A 21,742-nucleotide genomic window follows, 5' to 3' on the forward strand; every position below is an offset into this window, starting at 1 on the left:
TTTGGTATTGAGCCTAATGCTATGAACGCATAGGTGTATAGCGACTTTCATGAAAACTAGGTATAATACATAGTATAGATTGTACATCATTACAAAGGGGCTGATGTTTCATGGATAGAACGATTACGGTTACGCATTCTGGTAGTTTTGCTCATGTGCTTCAAACGTTTGCAATTTCCCTGTTGGTTTCCTTCCTAGGGACATTGATCGGTGCAATTGTCGTTCCGCCATCGATGATAATGCTTTTCATCATTGCTGAGGTAGTCATGCTGGTGGCAGCGATCATCATTCGGGTTCGCGGCAAGCATATCGGATACGGCTTTCTTTATGCATTTACTGCGATTTCAGGGGTTACCCTCTACCCGATCATAATGGCGTATGGCAGTAAGCTGGGGGCAAATGTTGTATCGGGCGCATTCTTCGCGACTGCAGCAATATTCGGCGGACTTGCCTTCTATGCTCATCGTTCGAAGCGCGATTTCAGCTTTCTAGGCGGCTTCTTGTTTGCAGGAACGATTGGGCTCGTGCTCATGAGTGTGGTCGGTATGTTCGTTAATTTTGGTTCGGCGATGAACCTCGTATGGTCGATGATCGGCATCTTGATTTTCAGTGGTTGGGTTCTCTATGATGTGGCTCAATACCGAAACGGTGTATCCGTAGAAGAAGTACCGCTCGCGGCATTAAATATTTATCTCGATTTCATTAATCTCTTCTTGTATATCTTGAAGTTTCTAGCCTCAATTGTTGGGTTAAACAGGGATTAAACAGACCGTCAGAGAAACCAAAAAGCACTTTCGTCTCTCACCGTAGGGTGGGAATCGAAGGTGCTTTTTGCTTGAAAGCTATCTTAGGAGATCGAGCTATGCTTGACCTGAACTTGAACGGAATGAAAATAGGAGATATCTCCGCGGAAGCTTCGATTAATTTCGAGCAGGGTATGCAGGATTTGGATGAGTTCAGCATGGTTCAATCGAACGATGGCTGTTTCCTCCTGCTCGGTTCTGCTCAATCTCACCTCGAGTAGATGATTAGATTCGTCCATTTGAATCTCTAGCTGCTCTGTTAGCAGCATCTGTTTCCACATCCAAGCCAACACCTCTCTCTCTCTACTTGCTCTAGTATATGCTTGGATAACGCGAATAGAAGTGTAAGACTACGCTATGATCAGTGGATTTTAAAGAAACAAGCACGATTTGCTTTCTCTGTTCATACAATTTAATGATCCTATAAGGGGAGAGAGGAGATGACCTATGGCGGCTTGCAGCACATGGACGTATAGAGGGATTTCGTCTTCGGTATTCAAAGCCTTACAACAAGTCGGCAGAAAGCAGGGCTTTACGATTCCTAATGCAGCGCAAGGCAAGTTCATGATTACAGTGGTTGGTATGAATGTCGGATTCCAATATGCGTGGGATACAAACGCTCATACCTTGTTATTGCAGTGTGACAATAAACCGATGCTGCTCGGTTGCAGCACGATTAAATCTTTTGCAGACAAAATTATTGTAGAGAGTGGCGGCAAAATCGGTTAATCCCCTATATCCACCTGTCTTTTGCAAGTTTAAGCTCCTGTCTCTGTGGTTAAAATAGGGATAGAAGGCAGGTGGACTTATGGCAAAAAGCGATGATCTGGTTAAGTACATAACACAGCAAGTCGTCACGTATATAGAAACACCAAGGGAAGTTCGACAGCAGGTTAAAGCCATTAGCAAGGAACAGCGGGAAAGCTGGCAAACACGCTGGTTCGGCATGCTGCCGCTGGCCACGCGGATGCTGATTGATCAAGCAAAACCAAAAAAGGTAAAATGACAAAGCCTCTTCACCTATAATCGGGAGATTACCTTCATCCTGATCATCGGTGCGAGAGGTTTTTTTGTATACATATCGAATATAGTCAGGACGAATGTACGACCAAAAATTGGGGGAAAAAGTCAAAATGAAACTTGAGAAAAACAATAAGCTCGTCATGATTGGTGATTCCGTTACAGATTGCGAACGATCAAGACCAATTGGCGAAGGATTATTCGGAGCCTTAGGTAAAGGCTATGTTTCTATCGTGGACGGGCTGATCAATGCCACGTATCCAGAGCTTCAAATTCGTACTGTTAATGTGGGTATCAGCGGGCATACAGTGCTTGATCTTCAAGCCAGATGGCAAACGGACGTCGTCGATTTGAAACCGGACTGGTTATCTATCATGATCGGTATTAATGACGTCTGGAGGCATTTTGACGTACCTCACCAAAAGGAAAAGCAAGTGGGCATTGAGACTTATGAAAAGACGTTAAGAGAGCTAGTCGAGCAGACGCGTCCTCTAGTAAAAGGGCTTGTATTGATGACCCCCTTTTACATAGAGCCGAATCCCCAAGATGCCATGCGTTCCAAAATGGATCAATACGGGGCAGTCGTGAAACAGATTGCCGAAGAAACGGGTTCCCTTTTCGTGGATACGCAAGCTGCTTTCGAACCTGTTCTCCAGGCGTACTACCCTGCTTACATCGCTTGGGATCGTGTACATCCGAACAACGTAGGGCATACCATTTTAGCTAAAGCTTTTCTTAAAGCTATTGATTTTGCTTGGAAGTAAGCAGAAAGCCTTAGACCACTGGATATAGCGGGTCTAAGGCTTTTTTTACGGAAAAATATGGCCTAACTTTAAAGCAGTCTCTAGCAGCACATAACGTGGTCCAACATGATCTAAAGTCAGATAGGAATCTCCATCTACCCATTGTTGATAACCAAGAATGGCGAGCGGCAGCGTGACTTGACCATCATAGAGCTCGGTGACATAGGTAAGCTTAGCTTGAGGGTTTAATGCCTTTTGAAGTTCACTCAATTTGGTCACTTTAAGCGGTTTGCCTTGGACCCATGGAAGTCGATCATAAGGATCAAAGGCGGGAAATGACGCCGTTTGAGCTTTGCTCGACAGAACGGTTGCTTCTGGCTGATCCTCTTTAATCCTCGGGATAGGGTCTTCTTTGAGCGGAAGCAGCTCTCCGGATTTGGCTTCCAAATAGTAAGTTTGATCGTCGAAACTTATTTTCCACACAGCAGTTAGCTGGTCCATGTAAAGTCGGTCTAACAAAATCTTTTCATTTTGAACAAAATCAGAGTAAGAAGTAGTAGTTGGAATGAGTTCCTGCTGTACCAAAGAACGATACAGCGTGGTCAAGCTGAATAGCGGATTTTTGCCTGTTCCGTATTCGGTTAATCGGAAGGACCCGTTGTCCGTGGCATGTACGATCATGTAGCCAACATCCAGTCCATGATCGGTGAGGATAACCACCCAGCCATGTGTGCCGGGTCCGAGTGGATAACTATTCCAGATTGCCGTCTGCCAGCTTTCAAACCCCGATTCCCGAGCGAGAGTTGTTCGCCAAGCGTTGATTGTAGCGGTCAAAGAGGATTCGCTCCGCAAATCTGGTAACGGCTTCGTCACTGTATTACTAGCTATCGTTTCCCTTGCCGTCTGCGTATAGCTTGTCCGTTCTATGGAGTCGCCTGCAGAGGTTTGGAGCGGTATGAATAATAAACTGCCCACACTAATGATGCAGGCCGCCTTCCATGTTGTCCACAGCTTCATCCTCGTTCACCTACCTATCGTTAACCTCTAGTGGTTGAACCTATTAACCTATTGTAATTCTTATGCCTTAAAAAGATTGTTAGAACCTGTAGTGTTAATTTTGCGATGTTTTAGCGACTGGCGTCAGTTCCTGGGTGTTCGCCCAGCGTTCAAATGAAACAATCCGCAATTGATGACAGATACGACAATACGAGGTTTGTGCTGCCAGTCGATTTCTTGCAGACGATTGCGGCATTGGGTTTCGATTTCGTTTCTTTTGTCAGGCTCAGCGCTCAGCAGGAGACCGTTGTAATAAGCTTCCACACGATCGATTTCGCTGCGGTGCTGCTCGTTAGCTTCATCGGCCCAAGAATGATCATATGCACTAACCTTACGTTCGAGCATCATTTCAAGAGCATTAATGGCTTTAGGCAGTGAAATCGTGTCAGGTAAAATGTGACTATTCGCAGGAAGCTTCGGAGAGAGGCTCTTGGTAAGCATGTGTTTATGAAAATGTTCCCGAATTTCACCGCTATTTAGTTGAATAGCGAGAGAGTGAATCTCACTTCGTTTGCGGTCGCAAGCAAGCTCTACCTTGTAGTTCACGCAGAACCAGGTGTCATAGACAAGTGCGGGATGATAGGTAGCACTCATCGGGAAGGGTTCCTCGAACAAATGAACGAATCGTCCGTGTTCACGGACAATGTTGAACATTTGTTCCAGACGCCTACTGCCAAAGGTCACTTCGTCCTGCGGAAGCCGCTGGGAGATGACTGTCGTAGGTACGAAACCGAAATAGCGGCCGAGAATGCTGTCAGAGTTTCCATCAGGTGGCTGAGGAGTTTGGCTCTGGCCCAGGCCTTGACCTTGACTTGGTCCTCCCAGGTTAGGTGGGCTTTTGACAGCTGTTGCGGTGGTCTTCGCTTTCGTCTCCAGCTTCATCTGTTCAGGATCGAAGATGAACTTATAGGTCATCGTTTCGGCTGCAGCTCCTGTTCGTTCTACGAAGCTCCAATAGTAAGGGCGTCCTGTCATCTCTCTATCTGCCTCAGGAGAAAGCTTTGCAGTGACGTAAGCGGGTGATTTCTCTAGAATCGTACAGTTATAAGCTTCAAGAAAGCGCATGACGAACGTGTGAATATTGCGTTTGTTCATGGCCTTACCTCAATGTTTTGCGTGCCGCCAACAGCATCAAGAATGCCTTGGAAGGCTGCCCCGTATACCGGATTTTGTTCAATTTCCGATTTGACCTCGGTAAATGAATGGCCTAGCTCATCGATCTTTCTGCGTATATCTTCGCTAGAGCCTGCCTCCATGACCATGCGGAACAACGATGTTTCGAGGGAGCCTTTTTTCTCGATTTTCTCGAGGATGGTATCGAGTTGGCCGATAACTAGCTCAAACATATTAATTTTCTCGTGCAGCAAAGAGAGAATATGCTCTTCAATCGTATTTCTAGTGGATAGGTTATAAATGTTGACATCATGCGTTTGTCCAAGTCGATGAACACGGCCAATTCGTTGTTCAACACGCATGGGATTCCAAGGAAGATCGAAATTGATCATGTTATGGCAAAACTGTAGATTAATCCCCTCGCCGCCAGCCTCTGTTGCGACAAGGACTTGTACACGATTACGGAATAAATCCATCATCCAATCTTTTTTACCGCGATTCATACCGCCTCGATAAGGGACAGCGGTTATTTTATGTTCCTTCAAGTAGTTGAGAAGATACTCTTGGGAAGCGCGGTATTCGGTGAAAATGATGACTTTATCATTAATATCTTGTACGAGCTTCATCGTGGTCTCTGCTTTGGTGTTCGCTTTGATACTGCGAATCAACTCGACAAGCTCCCATATTTTGGCGCGCTGCGGTGAGTCCTCGGCTGTTTTCTTGAACAAATTGACGAGCGTGATGAATACGGCGTCCCGGGAACTGCAGACTTCGCGCTGCAGAGTGATAAGCGAAAGCATACTGCTGAGATCACCGGCACTCTCTTGATACCTGGTTCGAACGAAATTCGTTACCCCATCGTAGAGTGCCTGTTCATCATTCGAGAGCGTGAGAGGAATATTCCGAACTACCCTTTTCGTATAATGAACGCCTCCGTCGCCGCGACGGTTGCGAATCATAACCTTGGATAGCTCCTGTTGAAGCTGACCCTCGTTTTTCGGTGTCCTTTTGCCAACCACATAATTGGTTTTGAAGCTGCTATGAATCCCAAGCTGACCTGGTTTGAGCAGGGTGATGAGATTGAAAAGCTCTTTCAGGTCGTTCTGCACCGGAGTGGCGGTGAGCAGTAGGCAATACTTTTTACGCAGCTCGTTCACGAAGGTGTAATTGGTCGTTTTCTTATTTTTGAGCTTGTGGGCCTCATCGACGATCAACATGTCATATTCAAGACCCATGACAATTTCGCGATGCGGGTCACGTTTGGCGGTGTCCATGGAGGCAACAATGACGTCGCTTTGCTTCCACATGTAGGCTTTTTTATGAGCAACAGCTGGAATGCCGAATTTGCTATTCAATTCCCGGACCCATTGCAGCACAAGGGAAGCGGGTACGAGGATAAGCGTTTTGCGGACCAAACCGCGGATCATATATTCTTTTAAAATCAAACCAGCCTCAATCGTTTTCCCAAGTCCAACTTCATCGGCCAAAATAGCCCGGCCACGCATCTCGTTAAGCACACGTTTCGCCGTATCAATCTGATGAGCCATAGGTTCGAGCTGCCCTAAATGAACGAGGCATTGCATTTCATCAAACGTAGAAATAAGCCCCGATTCTTCCGATTCGTAGGCTAGCTGGTACAGCGTCCAGTCGTCCCAAGGACCACCGCCGCGCACACGATTATCCAGCTCAGTAAACCAGTCCCTCTCAAAGTGCATATCAAGCTGATTATGAATGGGGCGAATGTTCTCTTGCTGTTCATGTTGACGCATCGATGTGCCCTCCTTAAGGTTTTGCGTAGCAAAACTGTCTTCGTAAGCATGAGCTGAGTGTTCGCAAGAAAACTGAGAAGTCCATTTCGGCTCTCTCAGCATACATTTGTCGGTAATAAGCATCCTTCTAGCGATGAGAAGTCCATTTCGGACTTCTCATCAATACTTTGCTCAGAAAGAACCAGTAATGGGTTTCAGAGCCGGAAAATGGCACTAAGCTCACCAGTTTTACGTCGAATACGTGTTAGTATGTCCAGAAGAGGCGCTTTCATAACTTTTCCTTGGAAGTTGATGTGAACGATATCGAAGAGAAAGTCCACTAAGAGGCGCGAAACCTGAAATGATGTAAAAAGGACATCAAATTCAGCCTTTAACAGCGTATTTGAAAGATATGCTGCAAATCGTGCAGTTAATCTCGTTTCGTGTTGGAAACTCGGATATATGCTGCACATTTGCATCAACTAGTTAGTAGACGGTAATCTCTGACATTGTAACTCTTGATGCTCCCGCAATAACATCTAATTGTAGCTTCCCGTGTGGAGATTTGATTACTCAGAGTAGCTAGATTTATGCTTTTGGAGTTATATGTACTTGTTATGATATGATATAGGTTGTCTTCGGATAGCAAAGTGGGAAAGGGTGCAGAAAGAGATGACGACATGGCGTTTCATACATACAGGAGATCGTTCTCCTGCTGAAAATATGGCATTAGATGAAGCAATTCTGACAGCCCACAGTGAAGGAATCGTTCCTCCAACGGTGCGTTTCTACGGATGGAATCCGGCAACGCTGTCGATTGGCTATTTTCAAAAGGCGTCGGAAGTCGATCAGGAAGCGGTAGCAAAGGAGGGAATTGGCTTCGTACGGCGTCCAACTGGCGGGAGAGCCGTTCTACATGATAAGGAACTGACGTATAGCATTATCGTTGCCGAGGACTATCCGGGTATTCCGCGTAATGTGACAGATGCCTATCGCGTGCTGAGCGAGGGGCTTTTACAAGGATTTCGGGCGCTTGGGCTGGGCGCAGAAATGGTGCAGCTCGCAAATGATGAGGAGAAAGAGAAGTACGCATCAGCTGGATCAGCGGCCTGCTTCGATTCTCCCTCATGGTATGAGCTGGTTGTTGAGGGACGCAAAGTCGCCGGCAGCGCGCAGGTTCGGCAAAAAAATGTCGTGCTGCAGCACGGCTCCATCCTGCTCGACATGGATACCGATCAGCTATTTCGCATGCTGCGTTTCTCAAACGAGAAGGTTGCGGAGCGGATGAAGACTAGCTTTTTGAAGAAAGCTGTGGCTATAAACGAGCTGCTTCGGGCGCAAGGAAAAGAGGCGGTAACACTTAGTCAGGTGGAAGAAGCGTTTCGTCGTGAGATCGCGCTGGGACTTGGTGTGGAGCTTGTTGAGGAATCGTTGACACCTTATGAAATTGAGCTTTCTAAGCGTCTTGTGCGTGAGAAATATGGCACGGATGAGTGGAATTTGCGTCGTTAAGCGAAAGAGTGAGTGAAAGTGCAAAAAAGCACGGACCTTTCTAAGAAAGGATCGAGCTTTTTTTGGTATTCTGGGACATCATACTACCTATTGAACTTTATTGTGCAAAAGTACGTTCAAACTCACTCTGCAGACTGCGAGTAATCGGACCTGGCGCGCCGGTCCCAATTGCTTTGCCATCAATCTGTAAGATAGGTGTAATTTCCACGGTAGTTCCTGTGATAAAAGCTTCCTCAGCCAGCAGAAGCTGCTCCGTCGTAAAGGGTTCTTCTTTAACCGTAATTTTTAGTGAGTGAGCTAATCTCAAAACGACAGCCCGAGTAATACCATGAAGGATCAAATGGTTAGCTGGGTGCGTGTAAAGCACGCCATCTTTGATCATCATCAAGTTAGAGGCGCTGCATTCTGTGACAGTGCCATTTCGATGCAGCACGACTTCTTGCACTCCATGATCGAGAGCTGCTTGTTTGGCCATGACATTTGGGAGAAGATTAAGCGTTTTGAGATCACATCTCAACCAGCGGATATCCTCAAATGTGATTGCGTTAATGCCATTATGTATCGTAGCAACGGGTCTGCGCACCTCTGTACAGAAGGCAAGCAGAATGGGTTCGACTTGCGCGGGGAACGGATGTGCCCGTGGAGCTTCGCCCCTGGTGATTTGCATATAAACAGTGCCTTCATTTAGACCATTTTTTTCGATAAGTTGCGTGAGAATATGACCCATTTTTTCAATAGTAAAAGGTAGATCTATCCGCACTTCACTAGCGGTTCTTTGGAGTCTCTGCATATGAGCAGCTTGCTCGTAAATTTTCCCGTTATATACTCGGAATACTTCATATATCCCATCTCCAAAATAGTACCCACGATCATCCGGTGAAAGAAAAACGTCTTCCTTGTTGACGAATTCATTTTTAAAGAAATACATATCCAACATCTCCTTTATGCGTTTACTTATGATAACTAGCACTGAATGCTTATCGTAGACATTTAAAATATTAACGAACAAATGTTCTAAAAAGAAATGATATGTGTTATCCTAGTATAGGTTAGCAGAGGAATTAACGATCGTCAAAACGAGCTGCATGACTTCACACATCTAGCTTAGTTGAATGATTGATTTTGGTTATTCTGGGCGCGAAAAAGAGAGTATTAGTAAGTAAGGGTTAGCTAGTATGATTAAGGGTTGTCTTAATAGCGAAATTTGGTTCTTTAGTTATTAGAAGATCAATATATAGTGAGGTATAATGGATTTCGCACACCACATATTGTAATTTTACATAAACTTCATAAAGTAACTTTAATTTTAGTTGTAGCTGAATCTGTAGCTTATTGGGAGGGACTTATGCATGGGGATTGTAGAGTCAAATAAGAGGTTGGATGGTTTAAGCGAGAAAATATTTTTGGATCGTTATGCACTCAAAAATGCAGATACGAGTTTCGCCAAGGTGGGTGATACCGTTCTCGTTTTGACGAAGGATGACCCCAAATTCCCAGCCAAAGAAGTTGGCGAAATTGTGAGTCGTAATGGCGATACCGTTAAAGTAAAAACACGGAGCGGTGAGACTGTTGAATCCGCAGTTGAAAAGCTCACTTTAAATATTGAGAAGACACCAGAAGAAATGTGGGACCGTTTAGCAGGTGCAATGGCATCCGTAGAGGCAACTCCTGAGAAACGTAAAGAATGGACAGATAAATTCAGATACATCCTTGATGATTGGAAGCTTGTACCAGGTGGACGTATTGCTGCTGGTGCCGATGCAAGTGATGAACTGACTCTTTTTAACTGCTATGTTATCCCGTCACCACACGATAGCCGAGGCGGAATTATGAGCACACTCTCGGAAATGACAGAAATTATGTCGCGCGGCGGCGGAGTTGGTATCAATCTGTCTTCGCTTCGTCCACGCCGTTCCGTTGTGAAAGGGGTTAATGGATCATCCAGCGGTGCTGTTTCTTGGGGAGGTCTGTTTAGCTATACAACTGGCTTAATTGAACAAGGAGGCAGCCGTCGCGGAGCACTTATGCTCATGATTAACGACTGGCACCCTGATCTTGAGGATTTCATTACGGTGAAATCAACGATGGGCCAAATTACGAATGCAAATTTATCCGTTTGTGTAAGCAATGGATTTATGAAGGCCGTTAAGGAAGATCTCGAGTGGGAGCTTGTTTTCCCGGATACGACGGATCCTGATTACAATGATAAATGGGATGGCAATTTAGATGCTTGGAAAAAACTAGGTAAAGCTGTCAAGCCTTATCGTACTGTGCGAGCACGTGATGTTTGGCATACAATCATTGAGTCTGCTTGGAAATCAGCTGAGCCGGGTGTTGTATTCTTGGAATACTACAACCAAATGTCCAACAGCTGGTACTTCAATCCGATTATTTGTACGAATCCATGCGGGGAGCAGGGGCTTCCGGCTTGGGGCGTTTGCAACTTATCTGCTATTAATCTATCTAAGTTTTATGACGCGGATAATCATGATGTGGATTGGGCAGATTTGGCCAAAGTGGTTCGTTATTCGACTCGCTTTCTCGATAATGTTATCGATAAGACACCTTATCACTTCGAAGAAAACCGTACGAATCAACAAGGCGAGCGCCGCGTAGGTTTAGGTACTATGGGTCTTGCTGAACTGATGATTAAATTGAAAATTCGGTACGGAAGCCCAGAATCTCTGGTGTTTTTGGACAAAATCTATGGCTTTATGGCTAGAGAAGCCTATCTGGCATCGGCTGAAATAGCCGGTGAAAAAGGGTCTTTCAAAGAGTTTATTGGAGATAAGTTCCTTGAGAGCGGCTTTATGAAAAACATGACGAAAGTATTCCCTGAAGTTGGCGAAGCGATTAAGCAAAACGGTATGCGCAATGTAACAGTAATTACTCAAGCACCTACTGGAAGTACGGGGACGATGGTCGGTACTTCGACGGGCATTGAGCCATACTTTGCTTTTGAATATTTCCGTCAAAGCCGTCTTGGTTTTGATAAACAATATGTGCCAATTGCACAGGAGTGGAAAGATGCGAATCCGGGTCAAGAGCTGCCGGACTACTTCGTAACCTCCATGACATTGACTGCGGAAGATCATATCCGAGCTCAAGCTGCTATTCAAACATGGGTAGACAGTTCGATCTCCAAAACAGCGAATTGTCCTTCAGACTTCACCGTGGAAGAAACGAAACACTTGTATGAATTAGCTTTTGATCTAGGGTGTAAGGGCGTAACCATCTACCGTGATGGCAGCCGTGATGTGCAAGTTTTGAGTACAAGCGCGGAGAAAAAGGAAGAGAAGAAAGCAGAAGCAGTTCCAGTCGCTGTTGCCGCGGAAGCTGTGAAAGAAGCCGATAGCTTTACTAATCTATCAGGCAAGCTAGCAGTAGATGTGGATGTGAAGACGGAGCAAGTATTCGATAAACAATATAAGCGCCGCCCTCAAATTCTACGCGGTGCAACGTATAAAGTGAATACACCATTCGGGATGGCGTATATCACGATTAATGATATGAACGGTACGCCGAGTGAAATCTTCCTCAACGTAGGAAAAGCTGGATCCGACGTGTTCGCAATGTCCGAAGCACTCGGTCGCGTGTGCTCCTTGTTCCTGCGCTATGGCGATCACGGCGACAAAGTGAAGCTGCTCGTGAAGCACTTGAAAGGCATTGGCGGCTCTGGCGCCATTGGCTTCGGCAACAACCGCGTCGAGTCCATCGCGGACGCGGTTGCCAAAGCACTCGAGCAGCACGACGAAGTGATGAACGAGCAAGACGACGCGCGGAACTACGTGACCGCGACGAGTGAAGTGCTGGATGCGCAAGCACCGGCACCAGTAGTGTCTGTGGGGCACACGGGTCATGGCGGTAGCGCGGCTAGCGCCGCGCCGAAGGACCTGTGTCCGTCGTGTGGATCCGCTTCGCTGGTAAACAGCGAAGGGTGCAAGAATTGCGTCAACTGCGGGTATAGCAGGTGTTCTTAAGATTGAGCCAGGGCGGAAGCCCTGGTTTTTGTCAAATTCCATAATTAATTAGAAATGTTCCATAATTCCTTAGACGGATTGTTCCATAATTTTTTAGAAAGATGATTTTATACATCGAAATGAATAAATATACAACAAGGTCAGTCGGCTAAACATTGTCGTCTGACCTTGTTTGTTATAGAGGGATGAGGATGAATTAAATGAGATCATTACCAAATTTAATTGATAAATATCCTGATGAATCATTGGAAGGTTTTTTGTGTAGATTTGCTTTAGTTAATCATCGCGAAGTTAAAGATTTGGAATTAGGATACCTTAGAACAGAAGCTTCTGATGAAAATATTGAAAAATATCTTTCATCAATATCTATTTTGACTGAACAGGATATATCAAAGGACTTTTTATATCCGTATAGATGGTATCTCGAAGGGCTTACCCTACCCGAATGGAAAAATCAATTGTATACTCGATTTTGTCCGAAATGTATAGAACAAATTACTTATCATAGGACTAATTGGTCACTGACTCACCACACGTCTTGTTTTAAACATTTAATATATTTAATAGAGAATTGTTCATATTGCCACAAAAAAATCAAAATTGAGGATGTAACGAAAGGGAAATGTGGCTCTTGTAATTGCTTATTGATGCATTCTCCGGTTATAGCTGTTAATAAGGGAGAAGAGTACATTACTGAGGATGGTGAATTTAAAGAATTAGGTTCTATATATTTAAGGCATTCATTAAATAAAACAGAACAATTATATTTAACGAGGTGGCTATCATATTACTTGGTAGATAAAACAAAACTTTTTAATTTAAATTTAAACTCAATTGAGAAACAACGACTTGCTAAGGGGTACTACCATGATGTTGTTTTACAAAGAAAGTTTTTATCTCTTGCACATGACTTACTCTCAGCATGGCCGTCAAAACTAGTTCTATTTTTAAGAATTCATTTTATCGGATCGTACGATAAAGTAAAAGAGTTTATGTTCAAATTTATTTATTCAATGCCTCATGAAAAAATTAAAAATTTTCTTTGGAAGGTTCATGAACGTGAGAGGGGATACAAAGATATTCGCTTTGAACATCAGTATTACGATCAAAACTTTTTATTTCTAGAAGATTTCTTAGAAATTAACAATATTCCTGAGGAAACACTTCATCGAATAATAAATAAATATCAAATTGAATTAATTAAACATCCTAGAAATGAAATGAAAATTATTCATGCAGATTTTATACCACTTATACAAACTCAAAACAGCAATTATATTGGGAAGATTAAGTTTATCTCTGCAAGTACTTTAGCTAAAAGATGGAATGTTAGTATTACTACAGCAAAATTAATTTGTGAAATGTTTCAAGTTCCGAGTAGGATTATACTTGAAGCAGTATGTTACAAACTTTCTGAATTAGAAGGTCTTGATCAAAAAGCGATCCAGTATATCACCGTTGAAGATCTATTAGACAGAAGTATTTGGAGCAAAGATACTCTAATAGAGCATTTAAGTAGAAGAAATATCGAAGTAGTTTTTCGATCGAGAATAAATAGATGGGAATATTTATATTTTATAGATGATGTGATGAATGCATTTATTGTCTTGAGTAATAACAAAAGTGACTATCTAACTAGACGTGAAGTGATTAATCAATTAGGCAAGGAGCTTTATAGAGCAGGGCATTTGGATGTGTACTATCCTTCAGGTGGGAAAAAGGAATCTCCATATTTTTTGAAATTAGATGTGATTCATGTGATTAGTCTGTTTGAGGAGCATGAAAATGTTAATGAAGTTTCTAAAATTCGTAATAAAGAAATTTTTATGAGAAAAATACCCAGGAAGTAAATTAATAAGACAGGAAGGGAATAGAAAAATAAACATGGCGACTGGTTACAGTCGCCATGTTTATTTTTATTCATACATTTCCAGTAGAATGTTCTTTACTTTTTTTACTTCGCTGGATTTTAAAGACAGTAGCAGGTTTACAATTTGCTCTAAATCGTCTGATTTATCTTTGGTTCGACTATTTAGTCTCGTATATTCAAATAAGTCATATAGTCCAACATTCAGTGCTGTCGCAATTTTAGCGAGATTTAGAACTGAAATGTTCTTTTCTGCACGTTCTACTCCACCAATATATGTATAGTGAAAGTCAGCTAATTCTCCTAATTGCTCCTGTGAAAACCCTCTTTGCTTACGTAATTCACGTATTCGTTCACCAATTAATTTTAAAGTGGGATCTGACATTGGCTACACCTCTAATTGAAGTGTAGTCAAGATACATGAAGTCAAACATGTGTGTAAACGTAGTATCAAACTAAAAATACTATCTATATGTATTAGAACTCTAGTTTTTGGTGATATTAATAGTAATAGATTAATAGGAGGTGTTTATTGTGGAAAAATTGTTTGATTTATTTCCACCAGAGAGAGCAGAATTAACTGAAAATGGGTTGTTTTTCAATGGAAATTTGTATTCATGCAGCATCGCAATCAAAGAGCAGTGGTTTTTACTTAAGGAGGATATATTTAGAGAGATCCCTATTTATGTAGACAGAAATGATAATGAGTATATTTTAGTCGTGTTGAATGATGGTAGTCTTACAATTGCATATAGAATATTTGATGAAACAGGTATGAATGAGCAAAATATACTAATTTATCAAGAAACGATTAGAAAGCTAAAGCAACAGTTGAAAAATCGTAAAAGAGCAAGAAAATGATGGGAAATTCTATTCAATTAAAGCATTTGAAAAATCAACTCGATATTTATCAAGATGAGAGTCTTTCAAGTTATCTTTTCAGATTGTCTCAGTGTAATTATTATCCCAGTGTTACTTATTTGGCTGATTTCCTTAGTTTATCAGCGTACCAAGCGCAAAATAATGAATTCACTCAAGAAGCTTTAAGGAAGCTTAGTGACCTGAATGACGGATTAGTAAATTTCGGAATATACAATGGTAGTAATTTTGAGGCACGTGTTGGATCAGATTTATATACTAGAATTATGATGAAAAATAAGGTGAAGTACTGCCCATTGTGTATTCAGGGTAAATATTATCATCGAACAATTTGGGTGGGGATACCTTATCAGTTATGTATTGAGCATAGAGTTAAATTGGTAGATCACTGCCCTCAATGTGGTTACTTTATAAGTATGGCAGCTTTTATTAATCAAAATTGTGATAAATGCTCCTTTGTTTATAGTGAAACGGAATCACTAGTAATTGAGAATACTATTTTCGTAGAGTCACAAAGACAAATATCTCACGGATTTTGGAATGACAATTTTTTGGTAATAAAGAATTGCAATTTTATCAATTTTTTTAAGTTAGCATTGTATAGTTTTCATTTACTTAATGGAGCGACGGATTATATTTCTCTAACATTAGGGAAATTATCAATATTTCATAATCGTTCAAATGGTGAGAAGAGTGGATTTACGCTAGCTAATGCTTTAGCTAATGTGTATTGGATGTATAATGAATTCCCAAATCATTTTTTTACTGTGCTTGATGAATGCTTATCTCGTAATCGTGGACAAGCAAGATACGACAAAATAAATGCATTTGAAGAGCTCTTTAACGATCAGACTTTTTCATGGGTCGAAGAAGCTTATAGTTCATATTTTATCGATCAAATTGATAAGGGAAATGTAAGGAGAGATTTTTCAATATTTAAGAAAAACCCTGATTTACTATTAAAAAGAACGAAGGTTCGGAGAGAAGAAGTTAGACAAAATACTGGAATAGCTTACGAAAAGCTTCATGAATTAAGTAATTTTAATGAGTTGAAGCTCGAAAAAAAATTAACAAATGGGCAATCAAGGTATTTAATCGAGAAAAGTACACTTGATTACTATTTGAAAGAAAAGCAATCACTAATTTCAAGAAAGGAAGTTGGATTAATTTTAGGGATAAATTCATATTCAGTTTCGAAGGTCGTAAATGCGGGTTATTTAACTCCTATTCAAGTTGCAAATTCGCCAATCAAGCAGTTTCAACTAGATGAAGTGAATATGTTAATCGAGAGTTGCTTGGGGCAGATTGTAACTAAGCTTACTGCTAATTTTAGTAGGTTTCATGATGTGCTAATTAAATATTCTACAAGTTCGCTAACAATTGTTGATATCATTGCATTTACGTTATCGGGACATCTCAAGCCATCACGAATTATACGTGGGGGCAATTTAGTGGATAATTTTTATGAAGAGAATGAAATTAAGGCTTGTTTGGAATTAGTAAAAAGAAAAAAACATGAAGAAGTCGGATATTTCTTTCAAGATGTTATGAAAAAACTAAAAATAGGAGAGAAGAGGTTATGGAAAGTTTTAAATGAACATGGAATCGCGGCTGATTTCACTTTGCATATGAAAGATGAAAGAAAAAGATATTATTTTAAAGAAGATACGATTTCAAAAATTCAACAATATTTAAACAGACCTGGTTAATGAAATGAAAATATTAAAGAAGGGTTGGTTGCAATTGAGCCTAAAAGAAATATTAAAATTTATCCAGGATGGTTCATATTTGAAACTAAAACAGGTGGAGGAAAAGTTATATCTTTTAAAAAATATGATCAGGGCCGAACAAGATGAACTAAATTTAAAACGCATGGTTTGGAAAGAACTAGGGGTTATTGGTGAGTTTGAAACATATAGGCAATACAGTTATAACCATTTGGATTTAAATGTATTACTTCTTGATCTAGGGATTTTACACCAAAATACATATGTTAAAAGTGGAGAACTATTGGAAGAGGATAAGGAGAAATTAAAGCATATTCAAATTCCTGAGAAATATATTTTGAGATTTACTGCTAGTAAAGATTTTAGAGAACAGATATCGGATTCACAATTTGATTCCAATATAAATAATGTAGGATTATTTGCAAAAGTTGCATTATGGAGAGAATCTTTTAATAAGTTTGAGTTATTAAATAGTCGTTGGGAAAAGGAAAGGATGAGAGCTCTAGAATCATCCGGTTGTAAGTTATCGAAAAAAGTAACCATTAGCAGTGGAATGATATCAATTGTTGAATCACCGTCAAGATATAGAACGGATATGGTAGTTGACATTCTAGGATTAGAGACAATTTTAAAAAGGGCTAGAGTTGATCAAAATAAATTAGTTGAGTATACAGCTAGAGGCTTTTTGAAGAAAAAAGAAATAAATAATTTGAGGAAAGTTATCGCTGTAAATAGAAGGTATCTTTTGATGACAACTCAAAAAGAAATGAAAAAGAAAGAGTACTGGAATGCTAAATTGATAAAATTATCAGAGCTTAGCCAAAGATGATTTGTGAACGAATCTTTGTTAGGTTGGGCCTTGTAATGTGACGACCGCTTCGGCGATTAAACTCCCTCAGAGAATAAGGATTATCTCACGAATGCTCGCTCATTCGCAGGATTTCAATATGCTTGTTAAACAGGAGTTCAGGTGTTTGGGTAGTGTGGGACAGGCAGTTCCGTTAGTGCGCATGCGGGAACAGAAGGTGCTGAATATTTTTACAACATCTTCCATAAGAAAAGTTATGCTGCACGCTTCTCTCCACAAGGTCCTTGGGGATTCACTCTCCCAAATCTCGACGGGTCTTTGCCCTCACATTCCTTCGTCCTATCTTTCCAAGGTGTGGAGTCCGATCAACGTTAACGGAACGGGTCTATGCCCTAAAGCTTAAAAATATCGGTACTCCGTGCTTTCTTTATGAGTTCCTGCGAATGAGCCAATTTACGTGTCAGAGTTAAGATTTATTTTTTATGCAGATAATGGTAGCTGGGCCTTATCCATGGAGAATGATTGTCCTTCTCTTGCCATGGCTACAAGCATACGGGCTAGTTTCCCAATCAGCTTCATCATGGACTGCATTTTCGTCATTCGTTTCACTTCGGTATTATGCGTATGCATGGCTTGGAACGCTTCATTGAAAGATAGCAGGTGAAACACTGTGAAGTAGAGATGCTTGCGCAGTAGCGAGTTGCCTCGTTTGGTGAGCTTGATTTGCCCCTTATACTTGCCTGAACTTCGTTCTGCTAAGTTCAATCCTGCCTTGCGCAATAATTGATTTCCGTGAGACAGCTTACGTAAGTCCCCGCCAAATGCCAATATGGCAGCCGTTGCAGGAACGGAAGTACCGACAGATCGAACGAGATCAGAACAAGGAATTTCAGGCAGTATCTTTTCAATCATCTCGTCCGCTTCGTCAATAATTCGGCGGATCCTTTCATACTCTTCGATGAGGTGCCTCAGCTCCCATTTGTCTTCTTCAAGGGCAGTAGTGTCTCCCACGCTATGTCTAGCGAGTGATTGAAGTTCCAAAGCCTTGTTCTTACCTCGCACCCCGCCAGGTCTGGCCATATACTCACCCCAGATCTGTACCATTTGCTCCGGAGTTAGCTGCAATAGGTCAGAAGGGGCTGGAAACCGGCGCAAAGAGGCCAACGAACGATCGCTAAAAATATCATCAAATGCTTGTCTGTATTCTGGAAAACGGATATCGAGCCAGCGATGGATTCTATTCTTAATCCGTCCTGATTTAATAACCCAGTGCTCTCTGTTTGTAACCATAACCCGTATGCGGCGGAATGCTTCATCCTTTGGAGAGAAGGGCGTGTAGAACCCACGACTCACCGCATCGGCGATGACCAGAGCATCTTTTGGGTCGTTCTTGGAAGGTGAGTTATCTCTGTTTTCCTTATTGCGTTTGGTTGTCATTGGATTGACAAGAGCCACATCAATGCCTTGATCCACCAACCAGTTGGCAAGATTGAACCAGTAGTGACCGGTGCTCTCCATTCCCACAACGAAGTCATTCATGCCGTGGATCTTCTGTAATTTCCGAATACTGTGTTCTAAATGCTCATAGCCGGCTAGGTCATTCGAAAATAGAATAGGGCGCTTGGTGAGGACAATACCTCGAAAATTAATGGCTTGTGCAGCGTGCTTCTCCTTGGCAATGTCGATGCCTATAACCAGAGTGGTAGTGGAGATTCGTTCTACACGTTGATTTTGAGAATTAATTGGATTAGACTTCATGATAACGCCTCCTAAGGTGAGTTCTGAGGGCTGCAACCCAGTACATACTCATCCTAGCGAGGCGTCCTTTTTTCTGCAAGTTCCATCTATTAACACCTACAGGAATGTTAACGGGCAGCATAGTTCAATAAAGTGGTTTTATATTCTCGAAAATAGGACAAAACTTGAAGTAGTTCATGTATCAGAAGGAGAAAGTAAAAAAAGATGGATTTCAAAGTAGGAGAATCATTAACATTCGAAAGCATTAGAGTAAAAGTAGTTGAAATCAAAGATAAATCAATTGTTTTTGAGGTCTTATCTACAGGCAATGAGGAAGATGAAGGTGACTTAATGGAAGTTCCAATGTCGTATATAGAAGCGAACAAACACAAAGTAATAAGATAAGGTACCTTGTTAAACTGCACTCATTTCACATTTTCTTTGAGTGGTAATAATAACAAGAAAAGTAAATTCGGGGTGAAGAATTTATGCAATTTATCAATGAATATGTAAAATTGAGGATACCTTTGCGCCAAAGAAGCGGATCGAGGAACTTGAAGCATAGGTGTACGTTCACGAACCAAACTAAACGTAATTATAACAAAAGATGTTACCTTATATTTTTTGTATCATTATTTGGAATCGAATAACTAACCAATGTCAGAAAACTTAACATTTAATTAATGTAATAGTCTGATTATTCTGATATAATGATAGTAATATAAACAATAGATTAGGGTGATTCCTTTTGTACTATTGTATATCCTGTGAAGAAACTCATAAATTGTCGGACTGTAATGGGGAAGTTTTCAAAACTGGTTTTATGTTCTTCGGAGGTAAGAAAATTCCATTAGGATACTGCTGTTCATCAAAGCAAACAGCCATCATAGTTGTTGAAGAAGCTAAAATAGAAATAGATACCAATATTGCTATTTGATACTAAATAAGTTAATAGTCAGCTGATCCACAGACGTTTGAAGAAAATAACAGAACTTCAAACTATTTTAAGAGAGCACATGGCTTGTGTGTAACAATATATAAAACACTTCACCGTACTGTACGGTGAACATAAATAGGTTGCAATAAAGCCCTTGGTACTCAGGGCTTTGTTTTGATAGCAACCACTTTTGCTTCACAAAAGGGGAATGCAAACCGGTTTTGCTTCCATGCCTGAAAAGGTGAAGGGCTTGCTCTTTGGAAAACTTTTGGATGAAAATGGACTAAACCTTTAAGATTTTGCCAATCTTAGCAAACCCTCATTATCGCTTTTCTTGTAATTAGTTCAAGAGTAAGATTTACTACTCTTGTAGATCCATTGTGGAGTCCTTTGACCTATTGATGGGGATGACGCAATGTATTCTCGAAAGGATGGATAGGCCCTATTGGATTCACACTGGTAAGTAATACAAAAAAACTACCCGAAGGTAGTTAACTCTACAATTTCTTAAAGTTAAGAACAAGTCCACCAGTGCCTTCTAGACTCACAACCCATTTTAATGCGTTGCCTGATCCTATTTTTGCACTCACAGATACTTGCAGATTGTTTAATTCAAAGTTGGTAAACTTGGCTGCGATTTTTTCAACGATTTCTTGAGTAAAGGGAACAAGTTCTTCATTGGTGTCGTCTTCTGTTAAGTCGTCGAGTGTATTAAAGGATTTTTCCACAGATTCTTTTTTGACTGGAATATAGAGCTGGATGTCATCTGGCATAATATCATCATCTCCCTATAATTAATAGGAAAATTATACCATTATGTAGTTTTGAAGTCAGTAATTAAATGTAGTTCTTGCATGAACGGAGCCTAGAAATAGGCTCTTTTTGAGCAAAAAAAGGAGATTCAAGAGGGCAGAATACTTATAACGAAAAAATACTACCTACGTGTTTGATTTGAGGGTTAATATTGTCTGAACACATAAAATTATTGGAGGCACATATGCGAGATATAGATTATAGCAATTATTTCTGGCAGGATGAAGCAATAAGATTGCGTGCAATACAACCAGAAGATTGGGAGAATCACTATATCAACCGTTTTGATACTCCTGCACGGCGCCTTTTAGAGTGTGCGGTTGAATTGCCTCCTACAGTTACAGAGGCAAAATCATTTGCAGAATCATTTTCTGACTTCTCATCGAATCGTCTTATGTTTACTATCGAAAACTTGAACGGTGAAAATGTCGGCGGGATCAACCTAAACAGCATCGACGAAAAAAACGGAACGTTTAGCATCGGTATTCAAATTGACAGAGACCACCGCGGCAAGGGTTACGGCACAAGGGCAGTAAACATACTTTTAAAGTACGCTTTCTTTGAACGTAGACTAAATAAGTTCAATGATTACGTACTTGAAGGAAACGAAGCATCCACTGCAATGATGAGAAAGGTCGGATGCGTTCAAGAGGGGGTTCGTCGCCAGGTATTCTATACTAATGGACGATATTTTGATTCCATTTTGTTTGGGCTAACCAAGGATGAATATGTTGAGCATCTCTCAAAGATCAACTAACGGGAGAACGATAGTGAAGGAGCTTACGCCAGCTCCTTTTTTTGTTCGTTCAAGTAACGGGCAGATTAACGCAGCAGTAGAAAATTGAAGTTTTAAATACATGAAAGAATATTTTATTAGCTTAATAAGAAGTGAACGAACTTCCAAATTAAAAAAAGTAAAATAATAATGGCAGGTATGTAAAGTATTCGTTTGAAAGTCTTGGATACAGGTAACTGTGGTGAAGCAATAAGTACCATAAA

General features: G+C 41.1%; 21 protein-coding genes. 13 read left to right on the forward strand and 8 right to left on the reverse strand.

Annotation, left to right across the window (positions count from 1 at the left end):
- Positions 1-110 precede the first annotated feature (110 nt).
- On the forward strand, positions 111-764 hold the full coding sequence (locus QFZ80_RS05815; protein ID WP_307548097.1) for a Bax inhibitor-1/YccA family protein: 654 nt from the start codon (positions 111-113) through the stop codon (positions 762-764).
- A gap of 83 nt (positions 765-847) precedes the next feature.
- Here QFZ80_RS05815 and QFZ80_RS05820 read toward each other — a convergent pair whose 3' ends face one another.
- Positions 848-1,084: a hypothetical protein gene (locus QFZ80_RS05820; protein WP_307548096.1), complete on the reverse strand. Its 237-nt coding sequence runs from the start codon at positions 1,082-1,084 to the stop codon at positions 848-850.
- A 166-nt stretch (positions 1,085-1,250) separates the two neighbouring features.
- Between QFZ80_RS05820 and QFZ80_RS05825 the strand changes: the two genes are divergently transcribed.
- The 3 genes from QFZ80_RS05825 to QFZ80_RS05835 all read left to right on the forward strand — a co-directional run bounded on the left by QFZ80_RS05825 (position 1,251) and on the right by QFZ80_RS05835 (position 2,587).
- Entirely contained in the window at positions 1,251-1,532 is a 282-nt protein-coding gene (locus QFZ80_RS05825; protein WP_307548094.1) for a hypothetical protein, read from the forward strand.
- Between the two features lie 79 nt (positions 1,533-1,611).
- Positions 1,612-1,809, forward strand: coding sequence for a YqzE family protein (locus QFZ80_RS05830; RefSeq protein ID WP_171649191.1), 198 nt, complete (start codon positions 1,612-1,614; stop codon positions 1,807-1,809).
- A 127-nt stretch (positions 1,810-1,936) separates the two neighbouring features.
- Complete coding sequence (locus QFZ80_RS05835; RefSeq protein ID WP_307548092.1) at positions 1,937-2,587, forward strand: SGNH/GDSL hydrolase family protein; 651 nt, start codon at positions 1,937-1,939, stop codon at positions 2,585-2,587.
- A 45-nt stretch (positions 2,588-2,632) separates the two neighbouring features.
- Here the strand turns inward: QFZ80_RS05835 and QFZ80_RS05840 are convergent, their stop codons facing one another.
- The 3 genes from QFZ80_RS05840 to QFZ80_RS05850 all read right to left on the reverse strand — a co-directional run bounded on the left by QFZ80_RS05840 (position 2,633) and on the right by QFZ80_RS05850 (position 6,504).
- Complete coding sequence (locus tag QFZ80_RS05840) at positions 2,633-3,583, reverse strand: hypothetical protein (protein ID WP_307548090.1); 951 nt, start codon at positions 3,581-3,583, stop codon at positions 2,633-2,635.
- A 123-nt stretch (positions 3,584-3,706) separates the two neighbouring features.
- Positions 3,707-4,717 carry a YqhG family protein gene (locus tag QFZ80_RS05845; RefSeq protein ID WP_307557712.1) on the reverse strand — a complete coding sequence of 337 codons (1,011 nt, stop codon included), beginning with the start codon at positions 4,715-4,717 and terminating at the stop codon, positions 3,707-3,709.
- Positions 4,714-6,504 (reverse strand): DEAD/DEAH box helicase, encoded by a 1,791-nt coding sequence (locus QFZ80_RS05850; RefSeq protein WP_171691787.1) that lies wholly within the window; start codon positions 6,502-6,504, stop codon positions 4,714-4,716. Before QFZ80_RS05850 ends, QFZ80_RS05845 begins: the two co-directional genes overlap by 4 nt.
- A gap of 651 nt (positions 6,505-7,155) precedes the next feature.
- Between QFZ80_RS05850 and QFZ80_RS05855 the strand changes: the two genes are divergently transcribed.
- The gene (locus QFZ80_RS05855; protein WP_307548084.1) at positions 7,156-7,995 is read left to right on the forward strand and encodes a lipoate--protein ligase family protein; all 840 of its coding nucleotides are present in this window, start codon (positions 7,156-7,158) and stop codon (positions 7,993-7,995) included.
- Between the two features lie 97 nt (positions 7,996-8,092).
- Here the strand turns inward: QFZ80_RS05855 and dat are convergent, their stop codons facing one another.
- Positions 8,093-8,923, reverse strand: coding sequence for a D-amino-acid transaminase (gene dat, locus QFZ80_RS05860; protein ID WP_307557716.1), 831 nt, complete (start codon positions 8,921-8,923; stop codon positions 8,093-8,095).
- A 421-nt stretch (positions 8,924-9,344) separates the two neighbouring features.
- Here dat and QFZ80_RS05865 point away from each other — a divergent pair, with 421 nt between their 5' ends.
- Positions 9,345-11,975: an adenosylcobalamin-dependent ribonucleoside-diphosphate reductase gene (locus QFZ80_RS05865; protein WP_307557719.1), complete on the forward strand. Its 2,631-nt coding sequence runs from the start codon at positions 9,345-9,347 to the stop codon at positions 11,973-11,975.
- A gap of 200 nt (positions 11,976-12,175) precedes the next feature.
- Positions 12,176-13,825: a TniQ family protein gene (locus QFZ80_RS05870; RefSeq protein ID WP_307557721.1), complete on the forward strand. Its 1,650-nt coding sequence runs from the start codon at positions 12,176-12,178 to the stop codon at positions 13,823-13,825.
- 66 nt (positions 13,826-13,891) lie between these two features.
- Here the strand turns inward: QFZ80_RS05870 and QFZ80_RS05875 are convergent, their stop codons facing one another.
- Positions 13,892-14,227, reverse strand: coding sequence for a helix-turn-helix domain-containing protein (locus QFZ80_RS05875; RefSeq protein ID WP_307557723.1), 336 nt, complete (start codon positions 14,225-14,227; stop codon positions 13,892-13,894).
- A 149-nt stretch (positions 14,228-14,376) separates the two neighbouring features.
- Here QFZ80_RS05875 and QFZ80_RS05880 point away from each other — a divergent pair, with 149 nt between their 5' ends.
- From QFZ80_RS05880 to QFZ80_RS05890, 3 genes are all read left to right on the forward strand, one after another.
- Positions 14,377-14,703, forward strand: coding sequence for a hypothetical protein (locus QFZ80_RS05880; RefSeq protein ID WP_307557725.1), 327 nt, complete (start codon positions 14,377-14,379; stop codon positions 14,701-14,703).
- A complete protein-coding gene (locus tag QFZ80_RS05885; RefSeq protein WP_307557728.1) occupies positions 14,700-16,430 on the forward strand; it encodes a TniQ family protein in 1,731 nt (576 codons plus the stop codon). Before QFZ80_RS05880 ends, QFZ80_RS05885 begins: the two co-directional genes overlap by 4 nt.
- Positions 16,431-16,509: 79 nt before the next feature.
- Complete coding sequence (locus QFZ80_RS05890; protein ID WP_307557730.1) at positions 16,510-17,277, forward strand: hypothetical protein; 768 nt, start codon at positions 16,510-16,512, stop codon at positions 17,275-17,277.
- A gap of 459 nt (positions 17,278-17,736) precedes the next feature.
- On the opposite strand, the gene QFZ80_RS05895 is transcribed toward QFZ80_RS05890, so the two are convergent.
- Positions 17,737-19,014 (reverse strand): IS110 family RNA-guided transposase, encoded by a 1,278-nt coding sequence (locus QFZ80_RS05895; protein WP_307557732.1) that lies wholly within the window; start codon positions 19,012-19,014, stop codon positions 17,737-17,739.
- Positions 19,015-19,218: 204 nt separating this feature from the next.
- Between QFZ80_RS05895 and QFZ80_RS05900 the strand changes: the two genes are divergently transcribed.
- On the forward strand, positions 19,219-19,398 hold the full coding sequence (locus QFZ80_RS05900; protein WP_307557733.1) for a hypothetical protein: 180 nt from the start codon (positions 19,219-19,221) through the stop codon (positions 19,396-19,398).
- Positions 19,399-19,741: 343 nt separating this feature from the next.
- A complete protein-coding gene (locus QFZ80_RS38820; protein ID WP_373460017.1) occupies positions 19,742-19,930 on the forward strand; it encodes a DUF3973 domain-containing protein in 189 nt (62 codons plus the stop codon).
- Positions 19,931-20,427: 497 nt separating this feature from the next.
- Here the strand turns inward: QFZ80_RS38820 and QFZ80_RS05905 are convergent, their stop codons facing one another.
- A complete protein-coding gene (locus tag QFZ80_RS05905) occupies positions 20,428-20,703 on the reverse strand; it encodes a hypothetical protein (RefSeq protein WP_307443648.1) in 276 nt (91 codons plus the stop codon).
- 224 nt (positions 20,704-20,927) lie between these two features.
- Here QFZ80_RS05905 and QFZ80_RS05910 point away from each other — a divergent pair, with 224 nt between their 5' ends.
- On the forward strand, positions 20,928-21,500 hold the full coding sequence (locus QFZ80_RS05910) for a GNAT family N-acetyltransferase (protein WP_307443646.1): 573 nt from the start codon (positions 20,928-20,930) through the stop codon (positions 21,498-21,500).
- The last annotated feature ends 242 nt before the right edge of the window (positions 21,501-21,742 follow it).

This window comes from Paenibacillus sp. V4I7 (genome assembly GCF_030817275.1).
GTDB lineage: Bacteria > Bacillota > Bacilli > Paenibacillales > NBRC-103111 > Paenibacillus_E.

What these genes read in the sequence shown, in the direction of transcription:
- QFZ80_RS05815 (WP_307548097.1), top strand. Translation starts at nt 111, where the DNA reads ATGGATAGAACGATTACGGTTACGCATTCTGGTAGTTTTGCTCATGTG.
- QFZ80_RS05820 (WP_307548096.1), bottom strand. Translation starts at nt 1,084, where the DNA reads ATGTGGAAACAGATGCTGCTAACAGAGCAGCTAGAGATTCAAATGGAC.
- QFZ80_RS05825 (WP_307548094.1), top strand. Translation starts at nt 1,251, where the DNA reads ATGGCGGCTTGCAGCACATGGACGTATAGAGGGATTTCGTCTTCGGTA.
- QFZ80_RS05830 (WP_171649191.1), top strand. Translation starts at nt 1,612, where the DNA reads ATGGCAAAAAGCGATGATCTGGTTAAGTACATAACACAGCAAGTCGTC.
- QFZ80_RS05835 (WP_307548092.1), top strand. Translation starts at nt 1,937, where the DNA reads ATGAAACTTGAGAAAAACAATAAGCTCGTCATGATTGGTGATTCCGTT.
- QFZ80_RS05840 (WP_307548090.1), bottom strand. Translation starts at nt 3,583, where the DNA reads ATGAAGCTGTGGACAACATGGAAGGCGGCCTGCATCATTAGTGTGGGC.
- QFZ80_RS05845 (WP_307557712.1), bottom strand. Translation starts at nt 4,717, where the DNA reads ATGAACAAACGCAATATTCACACGTTCGTCATGCGCTTTCTTGAAGCT.
- QFZ80_RS05850 (WP_171691787.1), bottom strand. Translation starts at nt 6,504, where the DNA reads ATGCGTCAACATGAACAGCAAGAGAACATTCGCCCCATTCATAATCAG.
- QFZ80_RS05855 (WP_307548084.1), top strand. Translation starts at nt 7,156, where the DNA reads ATGACGACATGGCGTTTCATACATACAGGAGATCGTTCTCCTGCTGAA.
- dat (WP_307557716.1), bottom strand. Translation starts at nt 8,923, where the DNA reads ATGTATTTCTTTAAAAATGAATTCGTCAACAAGGAAGACGTTTTTCTT.
- QFZ80_RS05865 (WP_307557719.1), top strand. Translation starts at nt 9,345, where the DNA reads ATGGGGATTGTAGAGTCAAATAAGAGGTTGGATGGTTTAAGCGAGAAA.
- QFZ80_RS05870 (WP_307557721.1), top strand. Translation starts at nt 12,176, where the DNA reads ATGAGATCATTACCAAATTTAATTGATAAATATCCTGATGAATCATTG.
- QFZ80_RS05875 (WP_307557723.1), bottom strand. Translation starts at nt 14,227, where the DNA reads ATGTCAGATCCCACTTTAAAATTAATTGGTGAACGAATACGTGAATTA.
- QFZ80_RS05885 (WP_307557728.1), top strand. Translation starts at nt 14,700, where the DNA reads ATGATGGGAAATTCTATTCAATTAAAGCATTTGAAAAATCAACTCGAT.
- QFZ80_RS05895 (WP_307557732.1), bottom strand. Translation starts at nt 19,014, where the DNA reads ATGAAGTCTAATCCAATTAATTCTCAAAATCAACGTGTAGAACGAATC.
- QFZ80_RS05900 (WP_307557733.1), top strand. Translation starts at nt 19,219, where the DNA reads ATGGATTTCAAAGTAGGAGAATCATTAACATTCGAAAGCATTAGAGTA.
- QFZ80_RS05905 (WP_307443648.1), bottom strand. Translation starts at nt 20,703, where the DNA reads ATGCCAGATGACATCCAGCTCTATATTCCAGTCAAAAAAGAATCTGTG.
- QFZ80_RS05910 (WP_307443646.1), top strand. Translation starts at nt 20,928, where the DNA reads ATGCGAGATATAGATTATAGCAATTATTTCTGGCAGGATGAAGCAATA.